Source organism: Cardiobacterium sp. Marseille-Q4385, from assembly GCF_916618745.1.
Classification (GTDB): domain Bacteria; phylum Pseudomonadota; class Gammaproteobacteria; order Cardiobacteriales; family Cardiobacteriaceae; genus Cardiobacterium.
This window is the reverse complement of record NZ_OU745373.1, coordinates 1,290,389-1,316,319: the sequence shown is the minus strand read 5'-3', so window position 1 is coordinate 1,316,319 and position 25,931 is coordinate 1,290,389. Positions and strand designations below refer to the sequence as shown.

At 59.2% G+C, this 25,931-nt stretch carries 22 protein-coding genes; 6 read left to right on the top strand and 16 right to left on the bottom strand.

Features of this window, described 5'->3' with window-relative positions; translation table 11 throughout:
* Positions 1–45: 45 nt before the first annotated feature.
* From LG374_RS06415 to LG374_RS06405, 3 genes are all read left to right on the top strand, one after another.
* Positions 46–387 carry a hypothetical protein gene (locus tag LG374_RS06415; RefSeq protein ID WP_225756915.1) on the top strand — a complete coding sequence of 114 codons (342 nt, stop codon included), beginning with the start codon at positions 46–48 and terminating at the stop codon, positions 385–387.
* On the top strand, positions 384–797 hold the full coding sequence (locus tag LG374_RS06410; protein ID WP_225756914.1) for a hypothetical protein: 414 nt from the start codon (positions 384–386) through the stop codon (positions 795–797). The genes LG374_RS06415 and LG374_RS06410 overlap by 4 nt, the downstream gene beginning before the upstream one ends.
* Before the next feature lie 639 nt (positions 798–1,436).
* Complete coding sequence (locus LG374_RS06405) at positions 1,437–6,065, top strand: calcium-binding protein (RefSeq protein ID WP_225756913.1); 4,629 nt, start codon at positions 1,437–1,439, stop codon at positions 6,063–6,065.
* A 213-nt stretch (positions 6,066–6,278) separates the two neighbouring features.
* Here the strand turns inward: LG374_RS06405 and LG374_RS06400 are convergent, their stop codons facing one another.
* From LG374_RS06400 to LG374_RS06360, 9 genes are all read right to left on the bottom strand, one after another.
* Positions 6,279–7,163 (bottom strand): HpcH/HpaI aldolase/citrate lyase family protein, encoded by an 885-nt coding sequence (locus tag LG374_RS06400; protein ID WP_225756912.1) that lies wholly within the window; start codon positions 7,161–7,163, stop codon positions 6,279–6,281.
* A gap of 266 nt (positions 7,164–7,429) precedes the next feature.
* A complete protein-coding gene (locus LG374_RS06395; protein ID WP_225756911.1) occupies positions 7,430–8,494 on the bottom strand; it encodes an SEL1-like repeat protein in 1,065 nt (354 codons plus the stop codon).
* 14 nt (positions 8,495–8,508) lie between these two features.
* Entirely contained in the window at positions 8,509–10,371 is a 1,863-nt protein-coding gene (locus LG374_RS06390) for an MFS transporter (protein ID WP_225756910.1), read from the bottom strand.
* 55 nt (positions 10,372–10,426) lie between these two features.
* The gene (locus LG374_RS06385) at positions 10,427–10,981 is read right to left on the bottom strand and encodes an isochorismatase family protein (RefSeq protein WP_225756909.1); all 555 of its coding nucleotides are present in this window, start codon (positions 10,979–10,981) and stop codon (positions 10,427–10,429) included.
* 5 nt (positions 10,982–10,986) lie between these two features.
* Positions 10,987–11,502 (bottom strand): hypothetical protein, encoded by a 516-nt coding sequence (locus tag LG374_RS06380; protein WP_225756908.1) that lies wholly within the window; start codon positions 11,500–11,502, stop codon positions 10,987–10,989.
* A gap of 9 nt (positions 11,503–11,511) precedes the next feature.
* Positions 11,512–11,949 (bottom strand): histidine phosphatase family protein, encoded by a 438-nt coding sequence (locus tag LG374_RS06375; protein ID WP_225756907.1) that lies wholly within the window; start codon positions 11,947–11,949, stop codon positions 11,512–11,514.
* A gap of 120 nt (positions 11,950–12,069) precedes the next feature.
* The gene (locus LG374_RS06370; protein ID WP_225756906.1) at positions 12,070–13,404 is read right to left on the bottom strand and encodes an McrC family protein; all 1,335 of its coding nucleotides are present in this window, start codon (positions 13,402–13,404) and stop codon (positions 12,070–12,072) included.
* Positions 13,404–15,161, bottom strand: a complete 1,758-nt coding sequence (locus tag LG374_RS06365; RefSeq protein WP_225756905.1) for an McrB family protein — start codon at positions 15,159–15,161, stop codon at positions 13,404–13,406. The genes LG374_RS06370 and LG374_RS06365 overlap by 1 nt, the downstream gene beginning before the upstream one ends.
* Positions 15,162–15,227: 66 nt before the next feature.
* Entirely contained in the window at positions 15,228–16,148 is a 921-nt protein-coding gene (locus LG374_RS06360; protein ID WP_225756904.1) for a DnaB-like helicase C-terminal domain-containing protein, read from the bottom strand.
* Between the two features lie 275 nt (positions 16,149–16,423).
* Here LG374_RS06360 and LG374_RS06355 point away from each other — a divergent pair, with 275 nt between their 5' ends.
* The 3 genes from LG374_RS06355 to prmC all read left to right on the top strand — a co-directional run bounded on the left by LG374_RS06355 (position 16,424) and on the right by prmC (position 17,948).
* Positions 16,424–16,633 carry a hypothetical protein gene (locus LG374_RS06355; RefSeq protein WP_225756903.1) on the top strand — a complete coding sequence of 70 codons (210 nt, stop codon included), beginning with the start codon at positions 16,424–16,426 and terminating at the stop codon, positions 16,631–16,633.
* Between the two features lie 239 nt (positions 16,634–16,872).
* Entirely contained in the window at positions 16,873–17,121 is a 249-nt protein-coding gene (locus tag LG374_RS06350; protein ID WP_225756902.1) for an antitoxin VbhA family protein, read from the top strand.
* Positions 17,118–17,948: a peptide chain release factor N(5)-glutamine methyltransferase gene (gene prmC / locus LG374_RS06345; protein ID WP_225756901.1), complete on the top strand. Its 831-nt coding sequence runs from the start codon at positions 17,118–17,120 to the stop codon at positions 17,946–17,948. The genes LG374_RS06350 and prmC overlap by 4 nt, the downstream gene beginning before the upstream one ends.
* A gap of 290 nt (positions 17,949–18,238) precedes the next feature.
* Here prmC and manA read toward each other — a convergent pair whose 3' ends face one another.
* From manA to LG374_RS06310, 7 genes are all read right to left on the bottom strand, one after another.
* Positions 18,239–19,426, bottom strand: coding sequence for a mannose-6-phosphate isomerase, class I (gene manA, locus LG374_RS06340; RefSeq protein ID WP_225756900.1), 1,188 nt, complete (start codon positions 19,424–19,426; stop codon positions 18,239–18,241).
* Positions 19,427–19,491: 65 nt separating this feature from the next.
* On the bottom strand, positions 19,492–19,998 hold the full coding sequence (locus tag LG374_RS06335) for a DUF986 family protein (protein ID WP_225756899.1): 507 nt from the start codon (positions 19,996–19,998) through the stop codon (positions 19,492–19,494).
* A gap of 356 nt (positions 19,999–20,354) precedes the next feature.
* A complete protein-coding gene (locus LG374_RS06330) occupies positions 20,355–21,017 on the bottom strand; it encodes a Crp/Fnr family transcriptional regulator (RefSeq protein ID WP_225756898.1) in 663 nt (220 codons plus the stop codon).
* Between the two features lie 175 nt (positions 21,018–21,192).
* On the bottom strand, positions 21,193–23,457 hold the full coding sequence (locus LG374_RS06325) for a DUF1176 domain-containing protein (protein ID WP_225756897.1): 2,265 nt from the start codon (positions 23,455–23,457) through the stop codon (positions 21,193–21,195).
* A gap of 65 nt (positions 23,458–23,522) precedes the next feature.
* The gene (locus LG374_RS06320; protein ID WP_225756896.1) at positions 23,523–24,344 is read right to left on the bottom strand and encodes a metal ABC transporter permease; all 822 of its coding nucleotides are present in this window, start codon (positions 24,342–24,344) and stop codon (positions 23,523–23,525) included.
* Between the two features lie 6 nt (positions 24,345–24,350).
* Entirely contained in the window at positions 24,351–25,046 is a 696-nt protein-coding gene (locus tag LG374_RS06315) for a hypothetical protein (RefSeq protein ID WP_225756895.1), read from the bottom strand.
* Positions 25,043–25,759, bottom strand: a complete 717-nt coding sequence (locus LG374_RS06310) for a metal ABC transporter ATP-binding protein (RefSeq protein ID WP_225756894.1) — start codon at positions 25,757–25,759, stop codon at positions 25,043–25,045. Before LG374_RS06310 ends, LG374_RS06315 begins: the two co-directional genes overlap by 4 nt.
* Positions 25,760–25,931 lie beyond the last annotated feature (172 nt).

The following is a 25,931-nucleotide window of genomic DNA, read 5'->3' as shown; positions in this document are numbered from 1 at the left end:
AGTCGGCAACGCACTTCCGTTGTTATCCATAATGGAGGAGAAGAGATGACTTTCATCGCAGAGTTTATCAGCGAAGCAGACAAAGAAAGATACAGGCTGGATTCTTATATTCCCGAAGCGAGAGAAAATAATTGGGTTATTGATAGAGAACGTGGCTGTTTTCTCAGATATTTAGACCGTGATTCTAGTAGGTTTAGATGTAGGAGGATCCGAAAGACCCTACGAATACTGGTTGTTTTATTATCAGGAAGCATTGCAAAAAGGGATGCAGGATCGGGATTGGAAAAACACGGGTCATCAAAAAGAAATATGCTGCCTGTACGCCGCATAGGAATCGACGACGGCTTTGTCTACCGCCTTTATTTACCACAAGGAAAAACGATATGAAATTCACTAATGAAAGAATCAGTAATGCTGACCGGGAGAAGTATCAAGCCATGGGGGTTAATTTCGGCATTGCCCGATATTGGGCGATCAATCAGGATAGAGACATTTTTGTAAATAAAACTGTTAATTATAGGGAGGAACCACCAGATTCTCCACCCTATATACTTAATAATTGGCTTTACTTTTATAGAGGAAAAGTGATGGAGTTTTCATCCTGCATTTATCTGAGGGATGATAAAGAACACAAAATTAAAGAGGATACCTTTATTTTACGCTATATTATTGCTTCCACTATTCCTAATGAGGAAAAAGAGGAATCTTTCTCTGTACTGAAAGAAGCGTTAAGGATTCATGGAATATGCGGGTTTCCTAGTAAGACTGAGCCAACAGATTTCATTTTTGAGTTTTAAATATCGAGGTGCGTAATGAACAGCGATGACATCACACAAAAACTGGAAAATATTAAACGCTCCGGGTTGCAAGGTGAGAAATTGCGACATCGTTTAGCCAGTTTTATCCGGCAATTGTCTATTGATGCCAAGGGCGACACTACCGTTTTGTATGCCGGTAGTATTAATCATAATAATGCCGTAATAGGCACGGCTGATGTATCAAAGGCAATGGCAAAAGACAAAAATATCAGGGTAATTGATAAAACCATTGCTGCAAAAACATTGGATAATAATGACTTTAAATATTTAGTGGCTGTTTCCCTAGCTATTCAAGGAGAAAACGAAAAACAAATTATAAATAAATACAATAATTTACCTTATGAAAGCGAGCTTGGCAAACAGAAGACGGCCTTTATGTTTGATGGTACTGAGGGACTATGGGCAAAGACTTCCAAGCGCTTTGCCGAGGCTACCACAAAGGCGGTACGGATTATGACCGTCAGGCCGCGTCCGGATTCAGTCCTGCTGCAAACGGAAATACCCACTTTAATTGACGGTATCACGCAGAATAATAGCCTAACATCGGTCAATGGCATTTCTGCCGATACTTTGCGCAATATTTATCATGATGCCGATGTTACTGGTAAGAAACAGGCATTGAGAAATATCATGCTGCTTTCGGGCAGCAAGCATACCCGCCTGACCCTGTCACCGAATGCTGATTTTGCCAATAAGGGCACGCTTGATGAAACCGTCAGGGATTTTGCCAATAGCTTTGTCTATACAGAAATTACGGCGGAGAACTACGGCAAATTGGTGCAGGGATATGGGCGGGATATTCCCGAGGAAATTCTTTATAACCGTCATCAATACGATAAGGGCAAGGGGGAATTCGGCACGAATCATTATGCTTTTGCCGACAGCACGCTCAGGCTTCTGCGCAAGGCCGGGGTCATGGGCGGGCTGATCGATTTTGCCGCCACAGCGACGCGGGCGGTGAAGGATGCCGCCGATGCCGGCAAGGCCAAGGCGGCGTGGATGGGCTGGGCGATGGATATGGACAGCGAAACAGTGCAAAGCCGCGCGACGTTCACGCCGCTGTTTGCCGCCATTCTCGGCGCAGACCGCTATGGTTTTGCGCCGGAAGTGAGCCGGGCGGCAGGGCTGGCAAACGCGGTTTCCACCGGTCTGTACGGCGAGGCGTTCCCGCAGGGTTTGCGGCAGCTCACGCATTCTCTTGATGCTGCGCGGCAGCAGGCACTGTTTGATCATCTGGGTGGGCAGGTCTTCGGCAAGGATGGCGGCGCCGCGCAGATTCCCACCGCTTTGGCGGAGAAGAAGGTCATGCTGCGCGATAGCGAGATGGCTGTGGATGAGCTGGTGCAGCAGGCGCAGGGGGATATGGCTTACCGCTATGCCCTGCGACATCTGGCGCCCGTGATCGCTGCCGGTGCCGATGTGTCCGCCGATAATGCGGACGGTTCGCTGGCGCTTTGGGATGCGCAGCATCCGCAGGGGATGACTGCGCCTTATCTGCGCGATCGCGCGACGATGCTGCTATTGCAGGCGCGCTATTTGAAGAATGGACAGAAGGCGCTGACGGCGGCGCAGGTGAGCGATGTCGCGCGTGGGGAGTGGTCGTATGTTGATCTCGGCTCCCATCCTTTTGTCAGCGATGCGGAGAGCTGGAAGGTTTCCGCCGGACAGGACAAGCCGAGGCAGGATCTCAACCGTGTCGTATTCGGCAAGCCGAACGAGCGTAATGCGCTAGGCGGCGGCACGGATAAGGATCATTTGTACGGCGGCAATCAGGATGATGTGCTCGACGGCAAGGGCGGCAAGGATTATCTGGAAGGCGGCTTGGGGCAGGATACGTATGTGTTCGCCAGCAGCTACAACGATAAGAGCACGGTTTTTGATGCCGACGGCAAGGGTTTGCTGCAGGTGGACGGCACGGCTTATCACAAGCTGGTGTTCAAGCCGCGCGGCGGCTATTACACGGATGACAAGCGCTTCAGTTTCCGCAATTTGATGAATGACCGCTGGGAGATTTCCGTGCTGAAGGACGGCAGCTACAAGGCTTTTGCCGATATTCACCACTGGAAGAACGGGGACTTGGGGCTCTTTATCGAAGAGGATGAAACGCCACCGCAACCCGCTGTGCCGACGACGCCACCCGAGGCGGGGGATACGCCCGTCGTCAGCGGTGTTGCCGGCAAGGAGAATGTGTTTGCTTTCAATGCCTCCGGCAGTTTTCGCGTCGTGGGCACCAAGACACGCGACAGTATCCAGGCTGGCGCGCTAAAAGCGGGTAAATCGGGTTATGCCCTGATCGCACAGACCGGCGCAGGCAATGATTCTGTCTTCGGCAGTTATGAACGCGACTGGATTGATGGCGGCGATGATGCCGATCTTCTGAACGGCAGTCCGTTTGTGTTGCCGAGCAAGGAGTGGCGCGATGCCGAGAAGAAGGCGAAGGACGGTGATGTCATCATCGGCGGCGGCGGCGGGGACTTTATCAACGGCATGGCCGGGGATGATGTGCTCTATGCCAATAAGCAAGAGAGCCATTTGGATAATACTGCCAGCACAGAGCAAGGCGACTGGGTGCTTGGCGGTGAAGGAAATGACCAGGTTTTCGGCAGCGCCAGCCAGGATTTTCTGCAAGGCGGTGAAGGCAGCGATACGATTCGTGGCGGTGCCGGTAACGACGTCATCCTCGGCGATGGCGTAATGCGTGCCGATGTGCAGATGAAACGGACATTCCATGGCACGGCGGAAGATGTCACGGTGAGATACAAGCCTTCATATGGGCCCGGCGGCACGACCATCATCACCCCCGAGATAGAGAAAGGGATGGCCCGTTATCCCACTTGGGATCACACTTTTAGCAGTAACGGCTGGGAGTTGTCCGGCAATCAGAATACTGCCAATCTACCTTCAGATCGTGCCATCTGGACGATCAGTATTCTGCGTGTCGAGGGCGACTACGAGATTCACGCCCCGTTCAAGCATCAGGACAAGGAGGAACACCGCGCCGCCAGCGGTGGCGCCCAGGATTTCCTCTACGGCGGCGATGGGGATGACCTCATCATCGGTCAGGACGGCGGCGACACCCTGCATGGTGGCGAGGGGGACGATATCCTCTGGGGCGACGACAACGGCCATGCGGGCAGCGGCGATATTGCGCCTGCTGAAGGGGCTGATAATGACGATACCCTCTATGGCGATGCTGGCAACGACACGCTTTATGGCGGCATCGGCAAGGACAAGCTGATAGGTGGCGCAGGCAGTGACATCCTTCGCGGTGGTGCCGACAGCGACGATTACTACTTTACAAGCAGCGAGCTGGACGAAAACACCACGGATACTGTGGACGACGACGGCAAGACTGATCACATCTATCTGGACAGCAGCCGTGCCGCCAATTTGACCTGGCGCAAGGTTGACGAGCACCACTGGGACAGCGGTCAGGGCTGGAAACTGGCGTGGTATGGCGACCGCGCGCAGATTACCTACGCTGACAAACCCGGCATCATCAGCATCCCCGTTTTTGCCAATGGTCTCTACGGGATAAATCTGGCCGATAGCAGCAGTGACGATCCGGTGAATCCGAAACCCGTTGACCCGAATCCCGTTGACCCGAAACCCGTTGACCCGAAACCCGTTGACCCGAAACCCGTTGACCCGAAACCCGTTGACCCGAAACCCGTTGACCCGAAACCCGTTGACCCGAAACCCGTTGACCCGAAACCCGTTGACCCGAAACCCGTTGACCCGAAACCCGTTGACCCGAAACCCGTTGACCCGAAACCCGTTGACCCGAAACCCGTTGACCCGAAACCCGTTGACCCGAAACCCGTTGACCCGAAACCCGTTGACCCGAAACCCGTTGACCCGAAACCCGTTGACCCGAAACCCGTTGACCCGAAACCCGTTGACCCGAAACCCGTTGACCCGAAACCCGTTGACCCGAAACCCGTTGACCCGAAACCCGTTGACCCGAAACCCGTTGACCCGAAACCCGGCGACCCGAAGCCCGTCGACCCGAAACCCGTTGACCCGAAGACCGTTGACCCGAAACCCGTTGACCCGAAACCCGTTGACCCGAAACCCGTTGACCCGAATCCCGTTGACCCGCAACCAGTAGAACCCGAAGCGGGCCGCACGCTGTATGGCACGAACGGGGACGACACGCTCCTCGGCGGTAACGGCGATGATCAAATCTTTGCCGGCGCGGGTAATGATCTCGTCTTTGGCCGGAACGGCAATGACAAGCTCTACGGCGACGAAGGCAATGATGAATTGCAGGGCGGCGACGGTGAAGACGAACTCTACGGCGGCAACGGCGACGATATCCTCTTCGGCCAGAACGGCAACGACAAACTCTTTGGCGACAACGGCAACGACAAAATGGTCGGTGGCGCGGGCGAAGACGAGCTCTTCGGCGGCCACGGCGACGACCATCTCTTCGGCAATGAAGGCAATGACAAGCTCTACGGCGATGAGGGCAATGATGAATTGCAGGGTGGCGACGGTGAAGACGAACTCTACGGCGGCAACGGCGACGATATCCTCTTCGGCCAGAACGGCAACGACAAACTCTTCGGCGATGCCGGAGATGACGCTCTTGTCGGCGGCGCGGGCGAGGATGAACTCTACGGCAGCCTGGGCAATGACCGTCTCTTTGGCAATGAGGGCAATGACATCCTCTTCGGCGAAGCCGGCAATGATGAATTGCAGGGTGGCGACGGTGAAGACACGCTCTATGCCGGCGAGGGGGATGACATTCTCTTCGGTCAGAACGGCGACGATGTGCTCATCGGCGGTGCCGGCAACGACTACCAAAGTGGCGGCGCAGGGGATGATACTTACCGCGTCAGCAAAGGACACGGACAGGATGTCATCCACGACCGGGGCAACGATACGGATAACGACACCTTGCAACTGGAAGATATCCGCCTGGCCGAGGTGCAATTCCGTCAGGAGGCGCAAGACCTGCTGCTCTACGGCTACAACGGCGAAGATTCACTGCGTATCCGTGATTATTTCGCTGCCGATGGCAGCAGCCGTATCGAGCGTTTTGCCTTTGCCGACAAGACGATCTCGCTTGACGATATCCGGCGGCAATCCGGTCTGGATGCGCGCAGTGCGGTACAGGCACAGCAGCTGATTAACGCAATGGCGGCATTTACCGGCGCTCAGGCGGCTCCTGCGCAGATTGAGCCCCATAGCAGCAACCTGCTAACCCCGCCTCTTCTCATCAACCCATTGCAAATGCCGTAAGGCACGGCAAAGACAAACGCCCACCATCGGTGGGCGTTTTTTATAGTCAAACTTCTCAAAAACCGTAACGGCGTTGCGCCGCCCTGTGTCATCCCTATTAAAACGACAATCTCTTGCAGACTGGCGCGCGTCAGCGGGATAGCTGCCGTGACACCGTTTTTCCTACGAATTTCACGCGAAACGCGGCATCCATCCACGCAACCGTCATCATGTTCACACCCCATCCTCCGCTGCGGCGGGAAACGCCGCCGCACGGTGCAGCGTCGCCTGCGCCCAGTTGCGGTGCACGGCGGTTTCCTGCATCGCTCCGCCGGCGCGGAATACGGCTTCTTCGCTGGCAAGAATTTGCTGCGCGAGGTCGCGTTCTTCCTGGCTGACGCGATATTCCCGCTCAATCACCGCCACCTGCGTGGGATGTATGGCGCTTTTGCCGGTGAGACCGTGGCGCAGGTCTTCCCGCACTTCCTGCGCGAGGAGGTCGGGGCGGTCGAGGTATTCGAAGACAGGAGCGGAGAGGAGGTAGCCTGCCGGTTTGCAGAGGCCGACCAAGCGGTCAATCAATGTGCCAAGCGGGGTGGCGTAGAGGGTGACATCCGGCGGGCGGCGCAGGTGCAACTGGCTCAACAGGTCGTTGCCGCCGATACGCAGGCAGAGGATGTGCGCGCGCCAGCCGTCGCGGTCGAAGGTATCCAGCAGGCGTAGCACTTCGTTCTCCCGGTAGGTTTCCTGTGTTTCCAGGGTCGGCATCAGGCGGAAAGCCGTGCCGCGCAGGTCGCGGTAATCGCTGAGGCTGGCAGCGGTGATTTTCGGCAGGACGAAGCCGTGGATGCGCTCGATATGCGGCATGGTCAACACCTGCCGCATCACGCCGGCATCGCGCAGGCGGATGAAGCGGTGACGCGGGCAGTCGTCCGGCGTGGCGGCCAGCGCAGCAGCGAGGTTGGCTAGCGCCTGCGGCAGGTCGCGTGCAGCTACGCTGTCTTCGGTGCAGTAGATGAGCGAGCGCACACCGGGCAGTTTTTCGCCGCGCGCGATGGCGGCTAGCTGCGGATGGGTCGCGGGGACGTAAAGGCAGGCGCCGAGTTGGTGGGCATTCATGGACGGCTCCGGATGTGGGTGGGTGAGTGAGTGGCAGGGATGCTACGGGGAAGGCGACAGGCGGGTCAACCGTGCCATTTTTGCAGATAAGAAAACCCCGCCAAACGGCGTGGTTGCCGGGCTTTCGCGGTGCGGATTTATGACGTGCCGCTGTTTTATTTGCCGAGTTTCTGCAAGGCTTCTTTGGCCGCTTCGTCGCCCTGAGCGGCGGCTTGTGCGAAGTATTCGCGGGCTTTGTCGATGTCTTTCGGCACATCTATGCCGCTTTAGTAGAGAGCCCCTAGATTAAATAGCGCCCGAGCATCATTTTGAGCGGCGGCTTTTTCAAACCACGCCCGCGCTTTGACATAGTCCTGCGGTACTCCTTGTCCGTCCCGATACAGGACACCGAGCTGGTATTGTGCCCGGGCATGGCCTTGGGCGGCGGCTTTTTCCAGCCATTCGCGCCCTTTGTTGATGTCCTGCGGCACTCCATTGCCCTGGTAATAGAGGATGGCGAGGTTATATTGGGCTTTGACATGACCCCGGGCAGCAGCTTTTTCATACCACGCGCGCGCTTTACCGTAGTCCTGCGTCACGCCATCTCCGTTATCGTAAAGGACGCCAAGGTTGTATTGGGCATATAAATCCCCTTGGGCGGCCGCTTTCTCGTACCACGCGCGCGCTTGGGCGTAGTCCTGCGCCACGCCATCTCCGTTATCGTAAAGGACGCCAAGGTTGTATTGGGCACTGGCATCACCTTGGGCGGCGGCTTTTTCATACCACTCGCGCGCTTTACCGATATTCTGTGGGACACCTTGTCCTTTGTCGTAAAGGATACCGAGATTGTATTGGGCATCGGCATGGCCTTGGGCGGCAGCCTTTTCCAGCCATTCGTGCGCTTTGCCGTAATCCTGCGCTACTCCTTTCCCTTCGTAGTAGAGGACGGCAAGGTTGCCTTGTGCGGCGGCATTGCCCCGGATAGCCGCTTTTTCCAGCCACTGTCGCGCTTTGTCGTAGTCCTGCGCGACGCCCTGTCCTTCTTTGTAGAGGAGGCCGAGGTTGTTGGCGGCGGAAGCGTTTTCCTGTGCAGCGGCTTTTTCCCACCATTCACGTGCTTTTCCGTAGTCTTGCGCTACACCTTGGCCGTTGTAGTAGAAGTAACCGAGGATATGTTGCGCGTCTGCATCGCCGGTCTCCGCGAGGGTTTGCCATTTTTCCCGCGCGGTGGCGTAGTCCTGCTGTTGGTAAGCCTGTTCGGCGGCGCTCTTCAATGCTCCTTTTTCGCTGTCGCTCAGGGCATGGGCGGCGCTCGCGGCGAGAAGGAGGGCAAGACAGAGGGTTTTGTGCATGGTGGCTTCCTTGTTTAGGGTTGTGTTTTGTGTTGCGCCAGCAAGGCCAGCGTCTTTTCTTTCAGCGTTTCAGCATCGGTCTCCGGCGGCAGCGGCGCACCGATGAGGACGTCGATACGGGCGAACCATTTGCGCGGCCCGCCTTTCATCAGTCCGCCCGCGTGTGAAAAGAGGCTGCCCCAGAGGTTATCGATAGCGACGGGGATGACCGGCACGGGGTCGCGTTCCAGCATTTTTTCGATGCCGCGCCGGTACACGCCGATTTCGCCGTCGCGGGTCAGTTCGCCTTCGGGGAAGATGGCGACGATGTCGCCGTCGGCGAGCGCCGTGTGTACGTCTTCAAAGGATTGGCGGAAGAGCGCGGCGTCTTCGCTGCGTCCGGCGATGGGGATGGCGCGCGCGCTTTTGAAGATGTAGCGCAACACGGGGATGCGGAAGATTTTGTAGTACATGATGAAGCGCAGCGGACGGCGGATGGTGACCATGAGGATGAGCGCATCCATGTAGGAGATGTGGTTGCAGGCGATGATGGCCGCGCCGCTGCGCGGGATGTTGTCGCGGCCACGTACGCGCAGGCGGTAGCAGCAAGCGACGATGAGGATGACGAGGCAGCGCATGATGAATTCCGGGACGACGGTGAAGATGTAGAGCGAGATGGCAAGGTGCACACCAAGCAGGAGCGCGATGAGCGCTTGCAGCGACCAGCCGAAGACGCTGAGGATTATGATGGAGAGGACGCTCACCAGCACGAGGAAGAGCGCGTTCAGGATGTTGTTCGCCGCGATCATCTGCGATTTGTGGCCGCTTTCGGCGCGGTGCTGGATGATGGCGTAGAGCGGCACGGCGTAGATACCGCCGCCGAAGGCGATGGCGAAGAAGGAAAGTGTGGTGTGCAGGAAGCGCGGGTCATGCAGGAAGGTGCGGAAGGTGTGCAATTCGCTGAGAGCGGGGTTGGCGCTGATGGTGATGACACCCGCCATGCCGGCGGCGAGGATGAAGGCACCAACGGGGACAAGCCCCGCCTCAATCCGCCCGCGCGCAAGGAAGTTGCTGAGGAGCGAGCCGATACCGATGCCGACGGAGAACAGCACCAGCAGGTAGGTGGTGACTTCCGGGCCACTGTTCAGCACTTCTTTGGCGTACTGCGGGATTTGCGTCAAAAGCGCGCCGCCGAGCAGCCAGAACCAGGAGATGGCGAGGATGCACTGGTAGATGGTTTTCTGCTGGTAGGTGTAGGCGAGCAGGGTTTTGGTCTGCTGCCAGGGGTGGAACGGTGGCAGGGCACTGCGGTCGGTTGAGCCCTGGGCGGCGGGAATGAGGTAGGCACTGATAAGCCCGATAGTGACGGCAGCGACCATCGCCGTGTACAGCAGCGGATACAGCGATTCGCGCGCAACCAACGAGGCGCCCGCCAGGGTGCCGCCGAGAATGGCGAGGAAGGTGCCTGCTTCGACGAGGCCGTTGCCCAGCATCAGTTCTTCTTCGCGCAGCCGTTCCGGCAGGATGCCGTATTTCACCGGTCCGAAGAAGGTGGATTGCAGGCCGAGCAGGCAGAGCACGGCGACCATCAGCGGAATGAGGTCAAAGACGAAGGCGACGATGCCGACGGCCATGATGAACACTTCCAGCCATTTGATACGCACAATGAGAAAGCGCTTCTCGAAGCGGTCGGCGAGCAGGCCGGACCAGGCGGAGAAAAGGAACATCGGAAAGATGAAGAGCGCCATGCTCAGGTTGGTGTAGAAGCTGAGGGTTTTGCTGTCGCTGAGGCGCAGGGTGAGGTACACCAAGAGCGCGTTTTTGTAGAGGTTATCGGTGAAAGCGCCGCCAAACTGGGTGATGAAGAACGGCAGGAAGCGTCGGGAAAAGAGGAGCATGGGGGATTCCAAAGTAGGGTGGGCCTCAGCCCGGCAAGCGGTAGAGGAGATGGCGTTATCTTTTTTGGGCGACACCAGCAGATTCAGGGGAGGCCTGCCAGGCGGCAATGATGCTGTCGCTGCGGCGGACGCGGATGGGGTTGTCCGGCAGGATGAGCTGCGCCCAGAGGTCGTTGTAGTAGGCGATGAGCACATCCGCCGCGATGGGCAGGCGGTCGCCGGTGGTGTGGGCATCGGCGGCGACCGTCACGCGGTAATCCAGCGCGGCTGCCGCCTTGATGGTGCTGTCCACACAGTAATCGGTCGTGCAGCCGCAGATGGTCAGGTCGTGGCAGTGCCACTCAGCCAGCGTAGTGGCAAGCGCGGTGCGGTAAAAGGCGTTGCAGGCAGTCTTGTCGAGATACACCGCAGCAGCGGGGATGTGCAGTTCCGGCAATAACTGCCACGCCGCGCTGTCTGCCGGCAAATCGTCGCCCGTATGGCGGATGACGACGGTATGCGGGGCAGCGGCCATCAGGCGGTTGATGTTACCAACCACCGCCACGCGCGCATGACGCGGCGTGGCGAACACGCCGTTTTGCATATCGATGACGAGCAGGGCGTCGCGCATCGGCTTCACTTGCCTTTCTTCTGCTTCGCCGCCGGTTTAACCTCCGCCCGCGTGCATTCCGTCGGATTGTCGCGTTCGTCGTGCATATTAAGCTGCTGCTTGTCGGCCTTATCAACGGTCAGCGAAACCGCATCACCCGTCTTCACGGCGCGCAGCACGCCAAACATCTTCGCTTCAAACGCTGCCACATCGGGTTTTTCGTCCAGCATTTTCTGAATGCGCGGCGGCATTGCCCGCTCAACCGCGCTTTTTACCGTCTCCACGCGCAGCACGCCGTCTTTCAGCGTCCACGTTTCTTCGTTGTGCGTCGTGTATTGCAAGAGACCGTCGCGGATGAAGAAGATGGTGGTGCCGTCGCTGGTGGTGGTACCGTCGGCATTAAAAATGCGCACATCGTCAATCTTGGCATTGATTTCCGGATACGAGGTGCTGCACGACCAGCGGCCAAGCAAATCCGCTTCGCTGAGTGCGGCGGCAAACGGGGCGGCCAGCGCCGCCAGCAGGGGGAAAAGAAAACGCATAAGAACTCCTTAGCCCGTCACGGGTTGTGGTTGGAAAGAATCACACAGCTGCCAGTTTTCGCCGTCATCACCGGTAAAGACCAGCACCATGCCGTGATTGAAGGGGTAATAGCCGCCGGTGCGCAAGAGATGTGCGCCGAGCTGGCCGATCCACGGCAAATGACCGACGGCGATGAGATTGCTCTCGCCGCGCGCAACAAGAAAATCATAGACGCTCATCGTCGCCTTGCCCGGATTGAGCGCGGCCACCGCCTCGCTGGGGAAGGGATAATGTGCCGCTGTCTCGATCGCCCGCCGCGCCATCGAGGTGAGGATGGGCAGATTGGGGTAGTGGGTGGCAAGCCACTGCCCGCCCTGCGCCGCCTGCTTGTGTCCGGTCGGGTCGAGCATGCGGTCATAGCCGTTAAAACTGTTGGCGCTGGCATGGCGCCAGAGGATCAGTTGCATACAAACTCCTGCCGCAAGCGGCGTGATGAGAGGGGGCTAGTATAGCGGGCGGGAAAAGCGCGCGGTTGCCCCGCTTGGCAGGCGCAGCAACTACGCCGCTTGGCGGGCGCAGGGTAGACTTCAGTCCACCGCTCCGGCGTAGCGCAGGTCAGTCTTTATCCCGCTTGGCGGCTGCGCAGGCGGACAATCATCCGGCAGCAGCAGGCGGCATTCTTCCGCATCACAATCAAACGGCAACAGCCACAGTTGCAGTTGCGTGTTGCGGAACTGCACAGGCAGCGGTTGCGAAAACAGTGCCGTTTGCGGGTACACCAGCGCCAGTTTGCCTGCCCGGTCGTCATAGTAATTGATGCCGTAAGCCAGCAGTTGGTAGAGGTCGCTACTCGCGACGCCACTGATGTCCTGCCCTTCCGGCACCTTCCATTTGCAATCCAGTACCCATTGCGTGCTGCCGTCCTCGGTGTCACTGAGAACGAGATCGGGGCGCAAAAAGCGGTTTGGCCCGTCGCCAGCCAGCAGGCAGTGCTTGCGATGCTGCGTGTGCACGCGCAGATGAGGGAAGGTGCGGGTGAGATGCTGCGCCACGTAAGCTTCAAACAGCGCTTCCATCGGGAACAGCAGCGCGGGCAGCCTATCGTCGCGCCCGTCGCCAAGCGGGTTGGTCTCCGCCAGCAAGAGCTGCGCCCAAGCGAGCGCCTCGCGGTAGTAACCCATGCCGCGCTCAAAGCGGACGCGGGCAAAATCATCGCCGGGCCGCGTGGAAGGCGGAATGTCAGCGAGGGCAAAGCGCAGTTCACGGGCAAGGCGCTGATGACCGGGGTGGCGGGTACGTTGCAGGGCCTGCAACACGGCGCTGTGCAGCAGGCGGTTTTCCGCGCGGTCGGGGCTGTATTCATCGTGCGCGGTGTAGAAGCGGTCGGCGCGGAAGAGGTTGTGACGCAGGTGTGCGGTGGGCAGTAGCTTGCCGCGTAGGAGAAAGAGGTTGCCTTCGTAGGTGCGGTAATCGCGGCGCAAGCCGTGTTTGATGACGGAAGCCATGGCTGCAAGCGCCTCGCCGATGAAGATTTCCCACAGCGGCTGCGAGGTGGCAGCACGTTCGGCGGCATCAAGGCGGAGGTGGCGGAAGTTGGGCAGGCAGGCGAGCATCCGCATCAGGACGCGGCGGGCATGATCAGCACGATCCGCATCACCCACCGCCCGCCCGGTCTTCGGCAGGATTTCCAGTTGCAGCCCGCTGGGGCAACGGACGATGCCGGCGTAGTTGGCAGTTCGCAGTGCCTCTTGCCCACACCGCCTGGTCAGCGTCAACCACTGCCAGGCCTTTTTCATGCTTAAACAGCGCGCTTTCAGCCAGCGGAAATCGTGCGCCGGGATGACGTGGACGCCTGCCCCCACTTCCTCTACCGCCTTCCCGGCGATCAGGGCGTCGTACTCAAACAGCGTGACGTCATGCACTATGTGTTCCCCGCTTGCGCCGCTGATGGCTGATAGATACCGCGATAGGCTTCTATTTCCTTGAAAGCATTTTCATTGATGACATAGCGCGGCTTGATGCCATAGTCGCCAAGCGGATGTTTGTCACCAAAGAGACGTTTTGCTTCCCCTGCCGTATTTTCTTCACACTTAATGAATTGATGTTCTTCTTTTGCTTTCTGATTATCACCCAGCACCAGACGGATTTTTTCCCAGTCATCAAAGAAATATTCCTGTAATAACGGAATAATGCGTTGCTGGAATATTTGCTCCAAATGTTCCAGCGTTGGTTGGTCTCTTAGTGGTATGAAATAAGCATGGCCGATCATATGGTCACGGTCATACAGTACTTCGATGCGCTCATTCAGACGACGCAATAATTCATCCATCTTGATACCATCAACCGTAATATCTTTCAGGACTTTATAATCCGGCATCATTTCGACAAATGCAAAACGGCGGCGCAGGGCAGTATCAAGCACGGCCAAAGAACGGTCGGCTGTATTCATGGTGCCGATAATATCGACGTTTTGCGGGATGGAAAAATATTCTCCGGAATAAGGCAATTTAACGCTGATGGCATTTCTCATGCCTTCCCGCTTGTCCGCTTCTATCAGCGTAATCAATTCGCCGAAGATTTTGCTGATATTGCCCCGGTTGATTTCGTCGATGATGATGGCGAAGCGCTGCTTTGGCGCTTTGCGGGCTTCATTGCACAGTTCCTTGAAAATACCGTCACGAATTTCATAGCGCACTATGCCTGCTTTATCACTCTCTGTTTCCTCACTATCCTCTTTGTTCTCTTTATTGCTCAGAACAGGACGTAGTCCTTCCACAAATTCTTCGTAGCCATAGGATTGATGGAAGGTCACGATTTTATAATTGCGTAGTACCTCGGAAGTTTCCGGATTCCAATCGGGCGGAAATCCATTCTCATAGGACTCAAAGAAATCATTGGCATCTTTGCAATTCTCTTGTGCATTTTCGAGCAATGACCATATACCTTCATTATCCTTCCTAAAGACAATAGGCTTGTGTCTTGTTTTTATGTTAATATTAGGCAAATTATCAACGGCATGAAATGTCAGACTATTCCATACATTAGGAGCATTAATTTTACCATTAGGAGCTCTTTCCTTAATAAATTCATGCTCAAGTATTTCATCAATTCTTGCTCCTCTACCTAGGTGAAGTAAAACAGCCACTATAACTTTCCACCAAGCCAAATTAGATATATTGTTTTTTATAAATTCTTGTCGCCATATGTCCAATTTTTCTTCTTGATTGAGATTCGAGGGCGCAGGACGCGTATAGCCTTCTAATAATTGAGAAAGACAATAGGTTTTCCCCGTACCGGGCGGGCCGTAATAGATGGTGTTTGTAAAAGGAATTTTTTTAGGGGGCTTTTCCATGTTGTTGTCTCCTGTATGGAAGGTGAAAGCTGCCGGATTAACACCGTCAGATAGGGAGGAACTCCCACCGCTACGCCAGCGCCGCCAGCGGTAGTATTCCTGCTCAACGTTATTGCGGTTGGATTGTGCCAGGCGGGCATCTGCCAGCACCTGCGCTTTCGTCGGCAGGGTGCCGTCCGCTTGCAGCAGGCTTTCGCATACCACCCAGACATCCATGCAATGCCCCGCCTGCTGCGGGGGCGGCGGGCTCAGGCTGGTGCCGTGGGCACCGTTGGCAAAGGTCATGGCAGGTTGGTGGTTGAAGGTGCTGGCGGTGTCGTCGTTCATGGGGTGTTCCGGGGGTGGGGGCAAAAGGCGGATTTTATCCCGCCCGGCGGCGGGTTCATGCGGCAGTCAGTCATCGAACGCTTCATCGTAGCCAGAGGCCAGATCCCCAAATCTGAGGTACTCAGCCTGAAAGGCAAGTTTGACGGTGCCGATGGGGCCGTTGTGCTGTTTAGCAATGTTGATATCGGCGATGCCCCGTTCCGGCGAGTCCGGGTCATAGACTTCGCTGCGGTAGATAAAGAGGACGACGTCGGCATGCTGCTCTATCGCCCCCGCAGCAGGAAGATCCGCGAGCAGCGGGCGTTTGTTTGCCCGCTGTTCGGCGCGCTGTGAGACCTGCGAGAGAACAATGACCGGCGCATACATTTCTCTGGCAAGCAGCTTCAGGCTGCGCATGATGCGGTCCACCGTCGTCATGCGGTTATTGCCGGGATTATCCTGCTCTATCATTTGCAAATCATCGATAAGGATCAGGCCGAGTGCGCCGCGCTTTTCTTGCAGCCGCCGCGTTTGCGCATGTAGATCGACTGCGGTGAGATTCAGGTCGTCGTTAATATCGAGGGGGGCTTCGACCAGCTGCCTGACGGCAAGCGCCAGTTTCTCGCGTGCCCCTTCGTCCATGATGTCGCCTTTGCGCAACCGGTCGTGAGCAATACCGCTCAGCGAAGACAACAAACGTAGCATGAGTACGCGGTCAGGTTGAGCTAGCGAGGAGAGAGCGACAGCTTCTCTGGCACCAATAGCCACAGCTTCGGCAATGTTCATGGCCAGGGCGGTTTTGCCCATATTGGGACGCCCGGCAATAACGATCAAATCGCCGCGTTGCAGGCCACCGGTCATGCAGTCAAGATCGCGGAAACCGGTCGGGATGCCGGCAATACTATCCGGATGCTCACTGGCCTCTTGCAGGTAGAAAATGGTGTCGGCGAGTAACCGCTTGATTTCGCGCTGCCGATAGTCGTCATAATCGTTTTCGTGCTCTGTCATGGGGATTTCCTGGCTGGATGGATAGGACGGAAAGGCGATGTTTGCTCGCTTGTCGTCTGCCCATTTTATGTTCCGTAACGACAGCGGACGTCGCAGCGTTTTTCCCGCTTTCCCGCCCCAGGCAGAACTCCGGTAGAGACTCCTCGCCCTCTACCGCGCCGCCTACTGAGCGGCGGGTGCGGACGGATGAGGGAGGCTGTTGGCAATCGCCCTGCCACACAAGCGGATAATCTGATATAAAGCCCTCCCGTTTTATCAAACCTGTTGGAGGTTCCATGTCAGATCAACGCACCATCAAATCCCCGACTTTCTCGGTTCTTCTCGCCCTGTTCATCCCGATCGTGCTTGGGTTGACCGTCTATTTCACCCTCATCCGCATCAGCACGATCACCTCGCCCGACAAGAGCAATGCCTCCGGTGTCGCCGCCATTGAGCGTCTGAACGAGGCGCGTGTTTCCGCGCGTCCTTCCGCCAATCCGCAGTGAGACGGCGCCGGTTTGCAGAAGAAGCCTGTCGCAAAGACAGGCTTTTTTGCGTATCGGCTTAGTAGTTGAATAGATAAAAAAGCGTAACAAGGCGCATCGCCGCAGACAGTACAGCTAGTACGGCGGGTCCCCATAAAAATCGCGTAGCGATTTTTATGGGGACCGGTCAGACGACGCAACGCCGTTACGATTTTTTAGATGTTTAACTACATCCTGCACCATCGCCCTCCCCTCCTACCATGACCGCTACCGCCCAACTCTCCGCCATCCTCGCCGCCAATGCCGCCGCCGGCTATCCTGACCTCGACCGCAGCCCTGCCGCGCAACAGGAACGCGCCCGCCATCAGGCTTATCTCGCGCGCAAAAACCGTATTGAGGGCCTGCCGCCGCCCGATGCCTTTGAGGCACAGCTCATCCGCCATCTCGTTGCCGGCGATATCAGTCCGGCGCAGTACATCACCCTCATCCGCCTGCATTCGTCATCATGAAACTCAGCCTCTGGATCCACCGCAGCGCCGCCGCCCATCCCGATAGCGAGGCCGCGCTGCTGGAAACCCGCCATCTTGCCGCCTTCGTGACCGGCCTCAGCCTGACGCAGCAGCGCATCCACGACCCCGATCTCAGCGCCGATGCTGTAGCGACGCTTGACGCCCTCGCCGCTCGCCTGCACGCGGGCGAACCGCTCGCCTATCTGCTCGGCAATCAATCTTTCTACGGGCTTGATCTCGCCGTCAGCCGCGCCACCCTCATCCCGCGCAGCGACAGCGAAGCGGTGGTGGAGCGTGCCCTCCATCATCTGCGCGACGTTACCCGCCCGACGGTGCTTGATCTCGGTACCGGCAGCGGTGCGCTGGCGCTGGCTATCGCTGCCGCCCGCCCCGATGCCGATGTCACCGGCAGCGATCAAAGCACGGCGGCGCTGGCGGTCGCTACGGAAAACGCCCGCCGTCTCGGCATACCTAATGTCCGCTTCCGGCACGGCGACTGGCTTGCGCCCTTTGTTGATGAAAGCGCCGACCTCATCATCAGCAATCCGCCTTATATCGCCCCGGACGATCCACATCTCGCCGCCCTCAGCCATGAACCGTTAAGCGCCCTCGTCGCTGCCGAGGACGGCTACCGCGACCTCAACGTCATCATGGACGATGCACCGCGCGTGTTGAAATCAGGCGGCTGGCTCATCATGGAGCATGGCTGGCAGCAGGGCGACACCCTGCGCGCCCGCGCTGCGCGTTATCCCGCCTGGCGGCATATCGCGACCGGACAGGATTACGCCCGGCGCGACCGCTATACGGAAATGCAGAAAGGCGGCTAGCACGGTTAGCCGCTTGGTGGGAACCCGGCAACCACGCTGCCTGGCGGCATTTTTTCGTGCTGCTATCAAGAACACAAAAAGCAGGCTACGCCCGCTTGGTGGGCCAAGGCCCACCCTACGCAAGCCCGGGCATTTACGCCGCTTGGCGGCTGCTCAAACGGCACAAAACAACGCTACGGTAGAAAGAAAAACGTAGAGACGTTGCCTGCAACGTCTCCAAAACCAATTCCGCACCTATCCCGCTTGGTGGGCCGAGGCCCACCCTACGCGAGTCCAGTATTGATGCCGGTTCAACGGTTGCTGGCTATCACGATATAGCAGCCTTCATGCGCATCTAGATGCACCGGGGTGCCGGGGGTGAGGTAGGCCGCTTCGCCGCTGCGCAGTTCGAGGCTGTCCTCGCCGGCGGTGACGCGCAGGCGTCCTTCCAGGTTGAGCAGGATGGTCGCCTCGGGGTTGGCGAGCGGCAGGTTCATGCCATCAGGCAGGCGGATGGTGGTCAGGGTGTAGTCGTCCACCGGCGCCGGGTAAACGTGGGGCGCATGTTCGTGGGGCGCGGGCGGTGCGAGGATGGCCGGGTTGACCGGATTGGCATCAACGATGCGCAGCAGTTCGCCGATGTCGATGTGTTTCGGGGTTAGTCCGGCGCGCAGGACGTTGTTGGAGGCGGCCATCAGTTCGATGTTCTGCCCGCGCAGATAGGCGTGCGGCAGGCGGGCACGCTGGAAGATGCCCTCGCCTTCTTTCATGTAGACGATGTTGAATAGGTAGAAGGAGAGCAGGCCGGGGTCGGGGCGGGCGGGATCGATGTGGATGGCGCGCGGGGCGTAGTGCAGCCAGTAGGCGGGGTCGGTGGAAACGTCTTGCGGCGCGGGGCGGGCAAAGAGCGGATCGAGCCAAGCGGCAAGCGTCGCCGGGGTTGCCTGCATGATGCGGGTGTAGGCGTCGAGCAGGCCGTGCGCACTGATGAGCGCGGCCAGCGGGGCGAGGCTGGGGCGGCTGTCAATGCGGCGGTAGATGGTATCGAGCGGGGCGAAACCGTGCAGCAACCAGAAGTCGCCGAGGGCGATCATGCTTTCCGGTTTGTGGTTGTCGTCGGGGTAGTTGCGCGTCGCGGCGTCGCGGGCGATTCCCGCCGCTTCTTCGCGCGCGTAGCCCGCTTCAGCCTGTGCCTTGTCGGGGTGGAGCTGAATGGAGAGCGGCAGGCGCACGTCAAGGATTTTCAGCAGAAACGGCAGGCGGTCGCCGAATCGCTGCCGCGATTGAGCGCTAAGGGCACGCGCGGGATTTTCAGCTATCCAGGCGTCCAGCGGCAGTTGGCGGCCGTCCGCTTCGATGGTGGAGGGTGCCTGCGGGTGGTCACCAAACCACAGTTCTGCGGCGGGTTTGTTGCCAGGTTCGCGCCGCAGCAGTTGCGGGATGTAGTCGTGGCCGCCCCAGGCGTAGGGCTGGATGGTGCCGTGCAAACGGTAAAGCATGGTGGGTCTCCGTGTGTGGGTGTGCCGCCATGCTACCCCTTTTGTGGCGCTGCGTCTCGCCGCCGTCAGGCCTCGTTTTCTCCGGCAGCGGGCGGCGCGGCGCGGTTAAAGAGGTGTTGCAGCGCTTCTTCGCCGGTGAAGAAGGCAGCAGCGGCTTCCAGATCTTCGATGCGGGCGACGGGGAGGACGACGGGTTGGCCGTTTTGCAGGGTAAGGACGAGCACGCCGTCTTCGGAAAGCTGCATGGCGACGATGGCGTCGTAAGGCCAGTAGCGACCGCCGGCGGTGAAGCCGTCTTTTTTCAGGCGCCATTTCGGGTAACGCAGGCCGTGGATGAGGACGAGCAGGAAGAAGAGGCCGAGGGCGAGGCTGTTCACGGTGTGGTGCACGCTGATTTCGTGGTACAGCCCGGCGGCGACGATGAGGTTGAGGAAGACGGCGTCGGCGACACGGCGGCGCAGACGCACGGCGACTTGCGTCTTGCCGAAGCGGTTGGCCTGGATGTAGCCGTCGTAGATGAGGAAAACGGCAAAGGCGAAGTCGATGAGGCAGAGGGCGATGGTGGTGAACATGGAGGGCTCCGTAAGCGGCGTGGCGGCATCTTATAGCGGGGCTGTGACAAGAAGAAGGTTTTTTACACCCGTCCCCTGCGGACCCGGCCAAAACCTCTCCATAGCAGCTTGGCGAACCCTGTCTTGACGCCGCTTAGCGGGCGTAGGGCAGGCTCGACCCGCCGGGCAGGCGTAGCCTGCTTTTTGCGTTTCGGGTAAAGGCAAGCACCAAGCGGGGAAACCACGCGTTTTTTGGTTTTGAGACGTTGCAGGCAACGTCTTACGAAACCCGGCAATCACGCCACTTGGCGAGGCCAGGTTTCATCGGAAGCGGCATGAAAAAGCGGGCCGCAGCCCGCTGTCATCATTCTGGCGGCTCAGGCGTCCTGCAATTTCTTCCAGTCATGCACAATCACGCCGCGCTGGTCCCAAACCAGGACGTGTTCCTGCTCCAGCTGTTTGAGCAGGCGCGACAGGGTTTCGGCGCGGATGGCGAGGTATTCAGCGAGGTCTTTTTTGTTGATGTCGAGCGTGCAGAGCGCGCCGTTCTTCCGTTCGCCCCGCATATGTTCGCGCAGGTAATGCAGGAGGCGGGTACGGGCGTCAAAGACGCTCAACATTTCTATCTGCGAGCTCAGGGATTGCACGTATTCGGCCAACGCCCCCATGATGGCGAAGCACAATTCGTTGTTTTTCGAGAGGATTTCGCGGAATTCGCGATTGTTGATAACCAGCAGCTCGGTGTCTTCAGTGGCGATGGCGTTGGCGGGATAGGTATCGTGACGCATGAACATCAGCGCTTCGCCGAAGCTCTGACCGCGACTGAACAGTTTGACGGTTTTTTCTTTGCCGTCAGGGGCAGAGAAGTAGAGGCGGACGGTGCCGGAGATGACGAAGAAGAAGTCGGTGGTGGCTTGGTTGCGGGTGAAGATCATGCTGCCCGCGTGGTAAGAGCGGCGGTTTTTGCGCTGGGTCAGACGTTGCCGGTCCGCCTCGGAGAGGGGGGCGAAGAGGTAGTGTTTGTCTATGATTCCGGTCATGGCAGCACCTGCGGGTATGGGATTTCTTGACAATTATAATCCGTACCGCTTAGGTCACAAATTTGCCCGAACCGCAGCAGCAGCCGGCCCTGCGGTTTGAGGCGCACCAAGCGGCGTCATTATTGAGCCCGCCAAGCGGGATAGATCCTGCATCCGCCTGGCGGGCCAGTGTTTTTTAGTCTGCTGAGGGGGTCAGGCCGTCGAATTTGGGGGCCTTGTCCTGTTTATCGTTCACGGTGACCCAGCCGAGGGTGTTGTCGGCGGTTTTCAGCAGCAGGCGGTTTTCGTGGCAGCGGTTGTCGCTCGCGCGCGCGTCCGTCGGGCAGTTGTATTGGCCGTCGGCGAGGAGCAGGGTGACGCTGTCGCCGGGGGCGAGGGTCGCCACGCGTTTGCCGTCCGCATCATGCAGCTCAAGCGGGGCGTCCTGATTTTGCCCGAGGCCCCGGTAGGTGCTGGCAAGGTCGAGGGCGTAGTAGGGCTGCGTTTCTTCTTGCAGGGTGCCGCCATTGAGTTGCCATTTTTGCCGTTTGCGGTAGTGGCCGGGGTCGTCGTTGGCGGTGTAGAGGTAGCCGTTGCCGGGGAGGTAGTAGGTGGTGGCGTGCAGGGTCGGCAGGGTTTCTTTTTCCCAGCCGTCTGCGGCCTGCGCCAGGTAGCAGTAGGGGCTGTCGCTTGGTTCGTTCAGGCAGAGGATGTGGTAGCGCGGTCCGCCCGTTTTGAGGCGGGTGTCGAGCAGGTGGCGGTAGTGGCTGTTTTTTTCGGCTCCCGCCGGGGGGGCGCCTTTGTTCAGCACGCCGTTTGGCTCGCGGTGGTAGTCGTCCTGCATGGTGCTGCCGAGGTTGGCCAGGTAGTGCAGGGTGTAGCGCGCTTCGCTGTTGGGGATGGGCTGTTCTTGTGTGGCGAGGGCGGGGAAGTCGTCGTTTTTGCTGCTTTCGCTGGCAAGTGCCCAGCCGGTGAGGCCGAAGTGGTTTTTGACGAGGTAGTGACCGGCGTCGTCTGTCAGCAGCACGGTGATTTTACCGCCGCGCGGGATGACGGCGACGGTTGCGCCGCCGCCGGGGTCGAGGGTGAGTATCAGCGGCGCGGTGGTGGTGGTTTCGGTGCCGAGGTAGGCGAGGGTACCTTCTGCGCTAGCGGGCAGGTTGGCGGCAAGCGGCAGGGTTTTGGCGGGTGGCGGTGTGCTGTTGTCGGTTTTTTGTACCGGAGCGGACGGCGGTGTGCTGTTGTCGGTTTTTTGCACCGGAGCGGGCGCAGGGGTGGTGTTTTCGGTAACGGGAGCGGCGGGTTCGCTGCTGGCGCGGATGGTGACGGCGGGCGGGATGTTTTTGTTGTCTTGCGCCACTGGCGTCGCCGCGCTCTGGCCGCTCTCTCCTGCGCTGGCCGGTTTTTTCACTGCGGCAGCAAAGGAAGGCAGTTTCCAGGCGTTACCGGGGAAGCCCCGGCACAGGTTGCTTTCGCTGCGGTAGCTGTACGCGAAGGTTTTGCCGTTCCAGGTGTAGCGGCTGTTGACGACGCAGTCGCCTTCTTCGCTTTCGCGGGCAAAGGCAGTGATGACGCCGTCTTTGTAGGCGATGGGCCCGGCACCGCTGTCGCGGCCGTTGTCATCGGGGATGTCGGAAATCGGCACGGTGTTGAGGACGCGGTTTTGTTCGGCGTTAAGCACGGCGTAGTAGTTGTTACGGTTGTAGGCGCCCTGCCAGCAGGCGGTTTCGGCGAGGGTGTGTTTGTTATCGAGCGGGTAGAGGGTGATGGGTTGCTGGCTTTCGCGCAGGACGTTGCAGCCAGCATCGGCTTTGCTGAGGAGCAGGGCGCGTAATGCGGGGTAGTCCGGGTCAGTGGGGGCGACGGTGCGACCGGGGTCGCTGGCGACGGCGGCCGCCTGGATGACGGGATGGTTTTTCGCCTGGCGCACGGGGGCGTTGCTGTCGCCGCGTTTGACCAGGGCGGACGGGGTGCCGGTGCGCTGCTGGTATTCGTCCATTTTCAGCAGGGTGGCAGTCGCGCCTGCGCCGGACAACGCCCAGGTGTTGCCGTCGGCAGTGAAGGTGATGTTGCTGGTGTGGATGACGGCGTCAAGCACGGCGGCGGTTTGCGCCGGGTCGAGGTCGGCGTAGGTGGCATGGCCGCTTTTTTTCAGGGTGAGGGTGCCGAGGCTCGTGCCATCGAGGAAGAGTTCGCCGCTGCTGGGCAGGGCGGGCTTGTCTTTCCAGAGGTGGTAGGTGATGGCGAGGCGGGCGTTGACGACGGCATCGGCACCCGTTTCGCGGGTAATGCGGATGGAGATGGGGCGCTTGTCATCGGCTTTCTGGTAACCGGCGGCGCGGCAGGTGCCGTTGTTTTCGCAGACGAGTTGCCAGTCTTTGTGTTCGAAACGGCCATCGTCGGCGGCGGTGAGGGCGACGAGCGGGGCAGCCGCAAGCAGGGTGAGGATTTGGCGTGACATTTTGTGGCTCCGGTGTGGCTTTCCGGGATTATACGGGTCTGTCTTACCGTTTTCTGTCTATTTTTTCAGGTTTTTTCAGGGGGTGGGCTTTGCGGGCGGCGCCACTGGTGCGTGGCGATGAGCACCGCGAAGTACAGGCCGCCGGCGATGCTGATGATGGCCGGACTGAGCGGCAGGTCGGCGGTCCAGGCCAGTATTGTGCCGAGGGTGGTCGAGAGGGCGGCAAGGGCAGCGGCGAGGGCGGCGCTTTGTTCCGGGGTTTTGGCGAGGCGGTTGGCGGTGTTGGCCGGGATGATGAGCAGGGCGATGACGAGCAGCAGGCCGAAGTACTGCACGGTGGTGCCGATGAAGAGGCCGATGAGCAGCAGGAAGGCGAGGTCGTAGTGGCGCGCGCGCGGGTGTTCGGTGCGGGCGATGGCCGGGCTGATGGTCATGAGGATGAGCGGTTGCCACAGGCGGTAGAGCAGGGCACCGCCGATGAGGGCGACGATGGTGATGTTGGCAAGATCGCCCGCGCCGGTGGCGAGGATGTCGCCGAAGAGGTAGTTGATGAGGTCGGTGCGGATGTTTTCCATGGTCGAAAGCAAGACCATGCCGAGGGCAAGGGCGATGTGCGACAGGCTGCCGAGGATGTTGCTGGGGTTTTCCCGCCCGTCTTTTTCGATGAGGTAGAGCAGGGCGACGAGCAGCAGGGTGATGCTCCAGATGCCAGCGACCGGCGGCAGGCCGCTTTTCAGGGCCAGCGCGATGCCGAGCAGGGAGGCGTGCGACAGGGCTTCGCCGAAGTAAACGAGGCGGCGCCAGGCGATAAGCGCGCCGATGGGAGCAGCGATGATGCCGGTGATGAGGGCGCAGAGCCAAGGGATGAGGATGAGGTTTAGGATCATGACGGGTCAGGCCTCAAAAGGGTCAAAGGTTTCGCCGCGCCGGGCAAAGGGAGCGTGGGTAGCGATGAGCTGTGCTTCTTCGTCGTCCGTGGTCTGGCGGTAGCCAGTGTATGCGCCGCCGCGTCCGTAGTGGATGGGGATGAAGTCGCGCGCGTAGATGGCGTGCAGGTTGTCGTAGTGGGCGGGTTTGAGGTAGGGACGGTGGCTTTCTAGCTGGGCGTAAAGTTTGGCGCGGTAGGTGGCGTCGTCATCGTCTTCGCTGCCCCAGGTGCGATTGGCTTGCAGCAGCATGATGTAGATGAAGTCGTGCAGGTCGGCGGCGAGCAGCCGGCTGCTGTCGTCGTGGTAGATACAGGCGATGCAGGGTTCTGCGGCGGCATCATCGAGGTAGGCGAAGACGTAGGCGTCGCCCGCGCCGCTTTGGCCGAAGGCGATGAAGCGGTGGCGGTAGGTGGGTTTGAGGGTAAAGCAGAGGTCGTCGTCGATTTCCGGCGGCAGTTTGTCGGCGGCGGGGATTTCGAAGTCGTTGCCGATGAGGAGCAGCGGCGGGTGGGTGAGCAGGCGTGGGTAGGTGGTTTTGTACCAGTCCGGCGCGCCTGTCCCCCAATCGAGCATGCCGTCAGCGGCAAGGCGATGGTAAAGCGCGGGCAGACGGCGGCCGGTGAGGGCTTCCATATGGGCGATATAGGCAGGGTAATTCATAGGTGGCTGTGGTCGTGGTGGTGGGTGTAAACGCCAATGGCTTCGGGGTGGCGGGCGTCGTCGCCCAAGAGGTACAGGAATTCGGGGTTGCCGATGATGCTTTCCGGGCTGCCGTGGCAGCAGATGTGGCGGTTCAGGCAGAGGATGTGGTCGCTCGCCGCCATGACGAGGTGCAGGTCGTGGCTGACCATGAGGATGGCGGTGCGGTGCGTGCGCTGCCAGTCACGGATGGTCTGGTAGTAGTCGCCGAGGGCAACGGGGTCGATGCCCGCCGCCGGTTCGTCCAGCACGATGAGGTCGGGGTGGCGCAGCATGGCGCGGGCAAGGAGCAGGCGCTGGGTTTCGCCGCCGGAGAGGGTTTGCAGCGGGGTGTCGAGCAGGCGGGCGATGTTGAGGCGGGCGAGCAGTTCGCTTTGCGCCGCCTGCGGGATGTCGCGCAGGAAGCGGCGCGCGGTCACGGGCAAATCAGGCGGCGGATGGAATTTTTGCGGCACGAAGCCGGTTTTGAGCGGTTTTCTGCGGTAGATGCTGCCTGCCGTCGGCGCGAGGTGGCCGAGAATGAGGGCGAGCAGGGTGCTTTTGCCGGCGCCGTTCGGGCCGACGATGGTGAGGATCTGGTTGCGGCGGATGGTGAGGGTGATGTCATGTAGAATGCTGCGCCCACCCGCGTGGTAGGCGACGTCTCGCAGTTCGATGAGGGGTTGGTCGGTCATGGATGTGTGTTTTTTTGTGGTTCGGGGTAGGGTTATATGTTATCGGGTTTGCACGGGGTAAGCGCTATCTTTGCGGGGCGGGGTTTTGCTTTTTGCCGGCGCGTGAGGCGGAGGCCGGATTTTGCCGCTGGTGTGTTTTATCCAACCTCTCTCCACCCCCAATGGAGGAGGG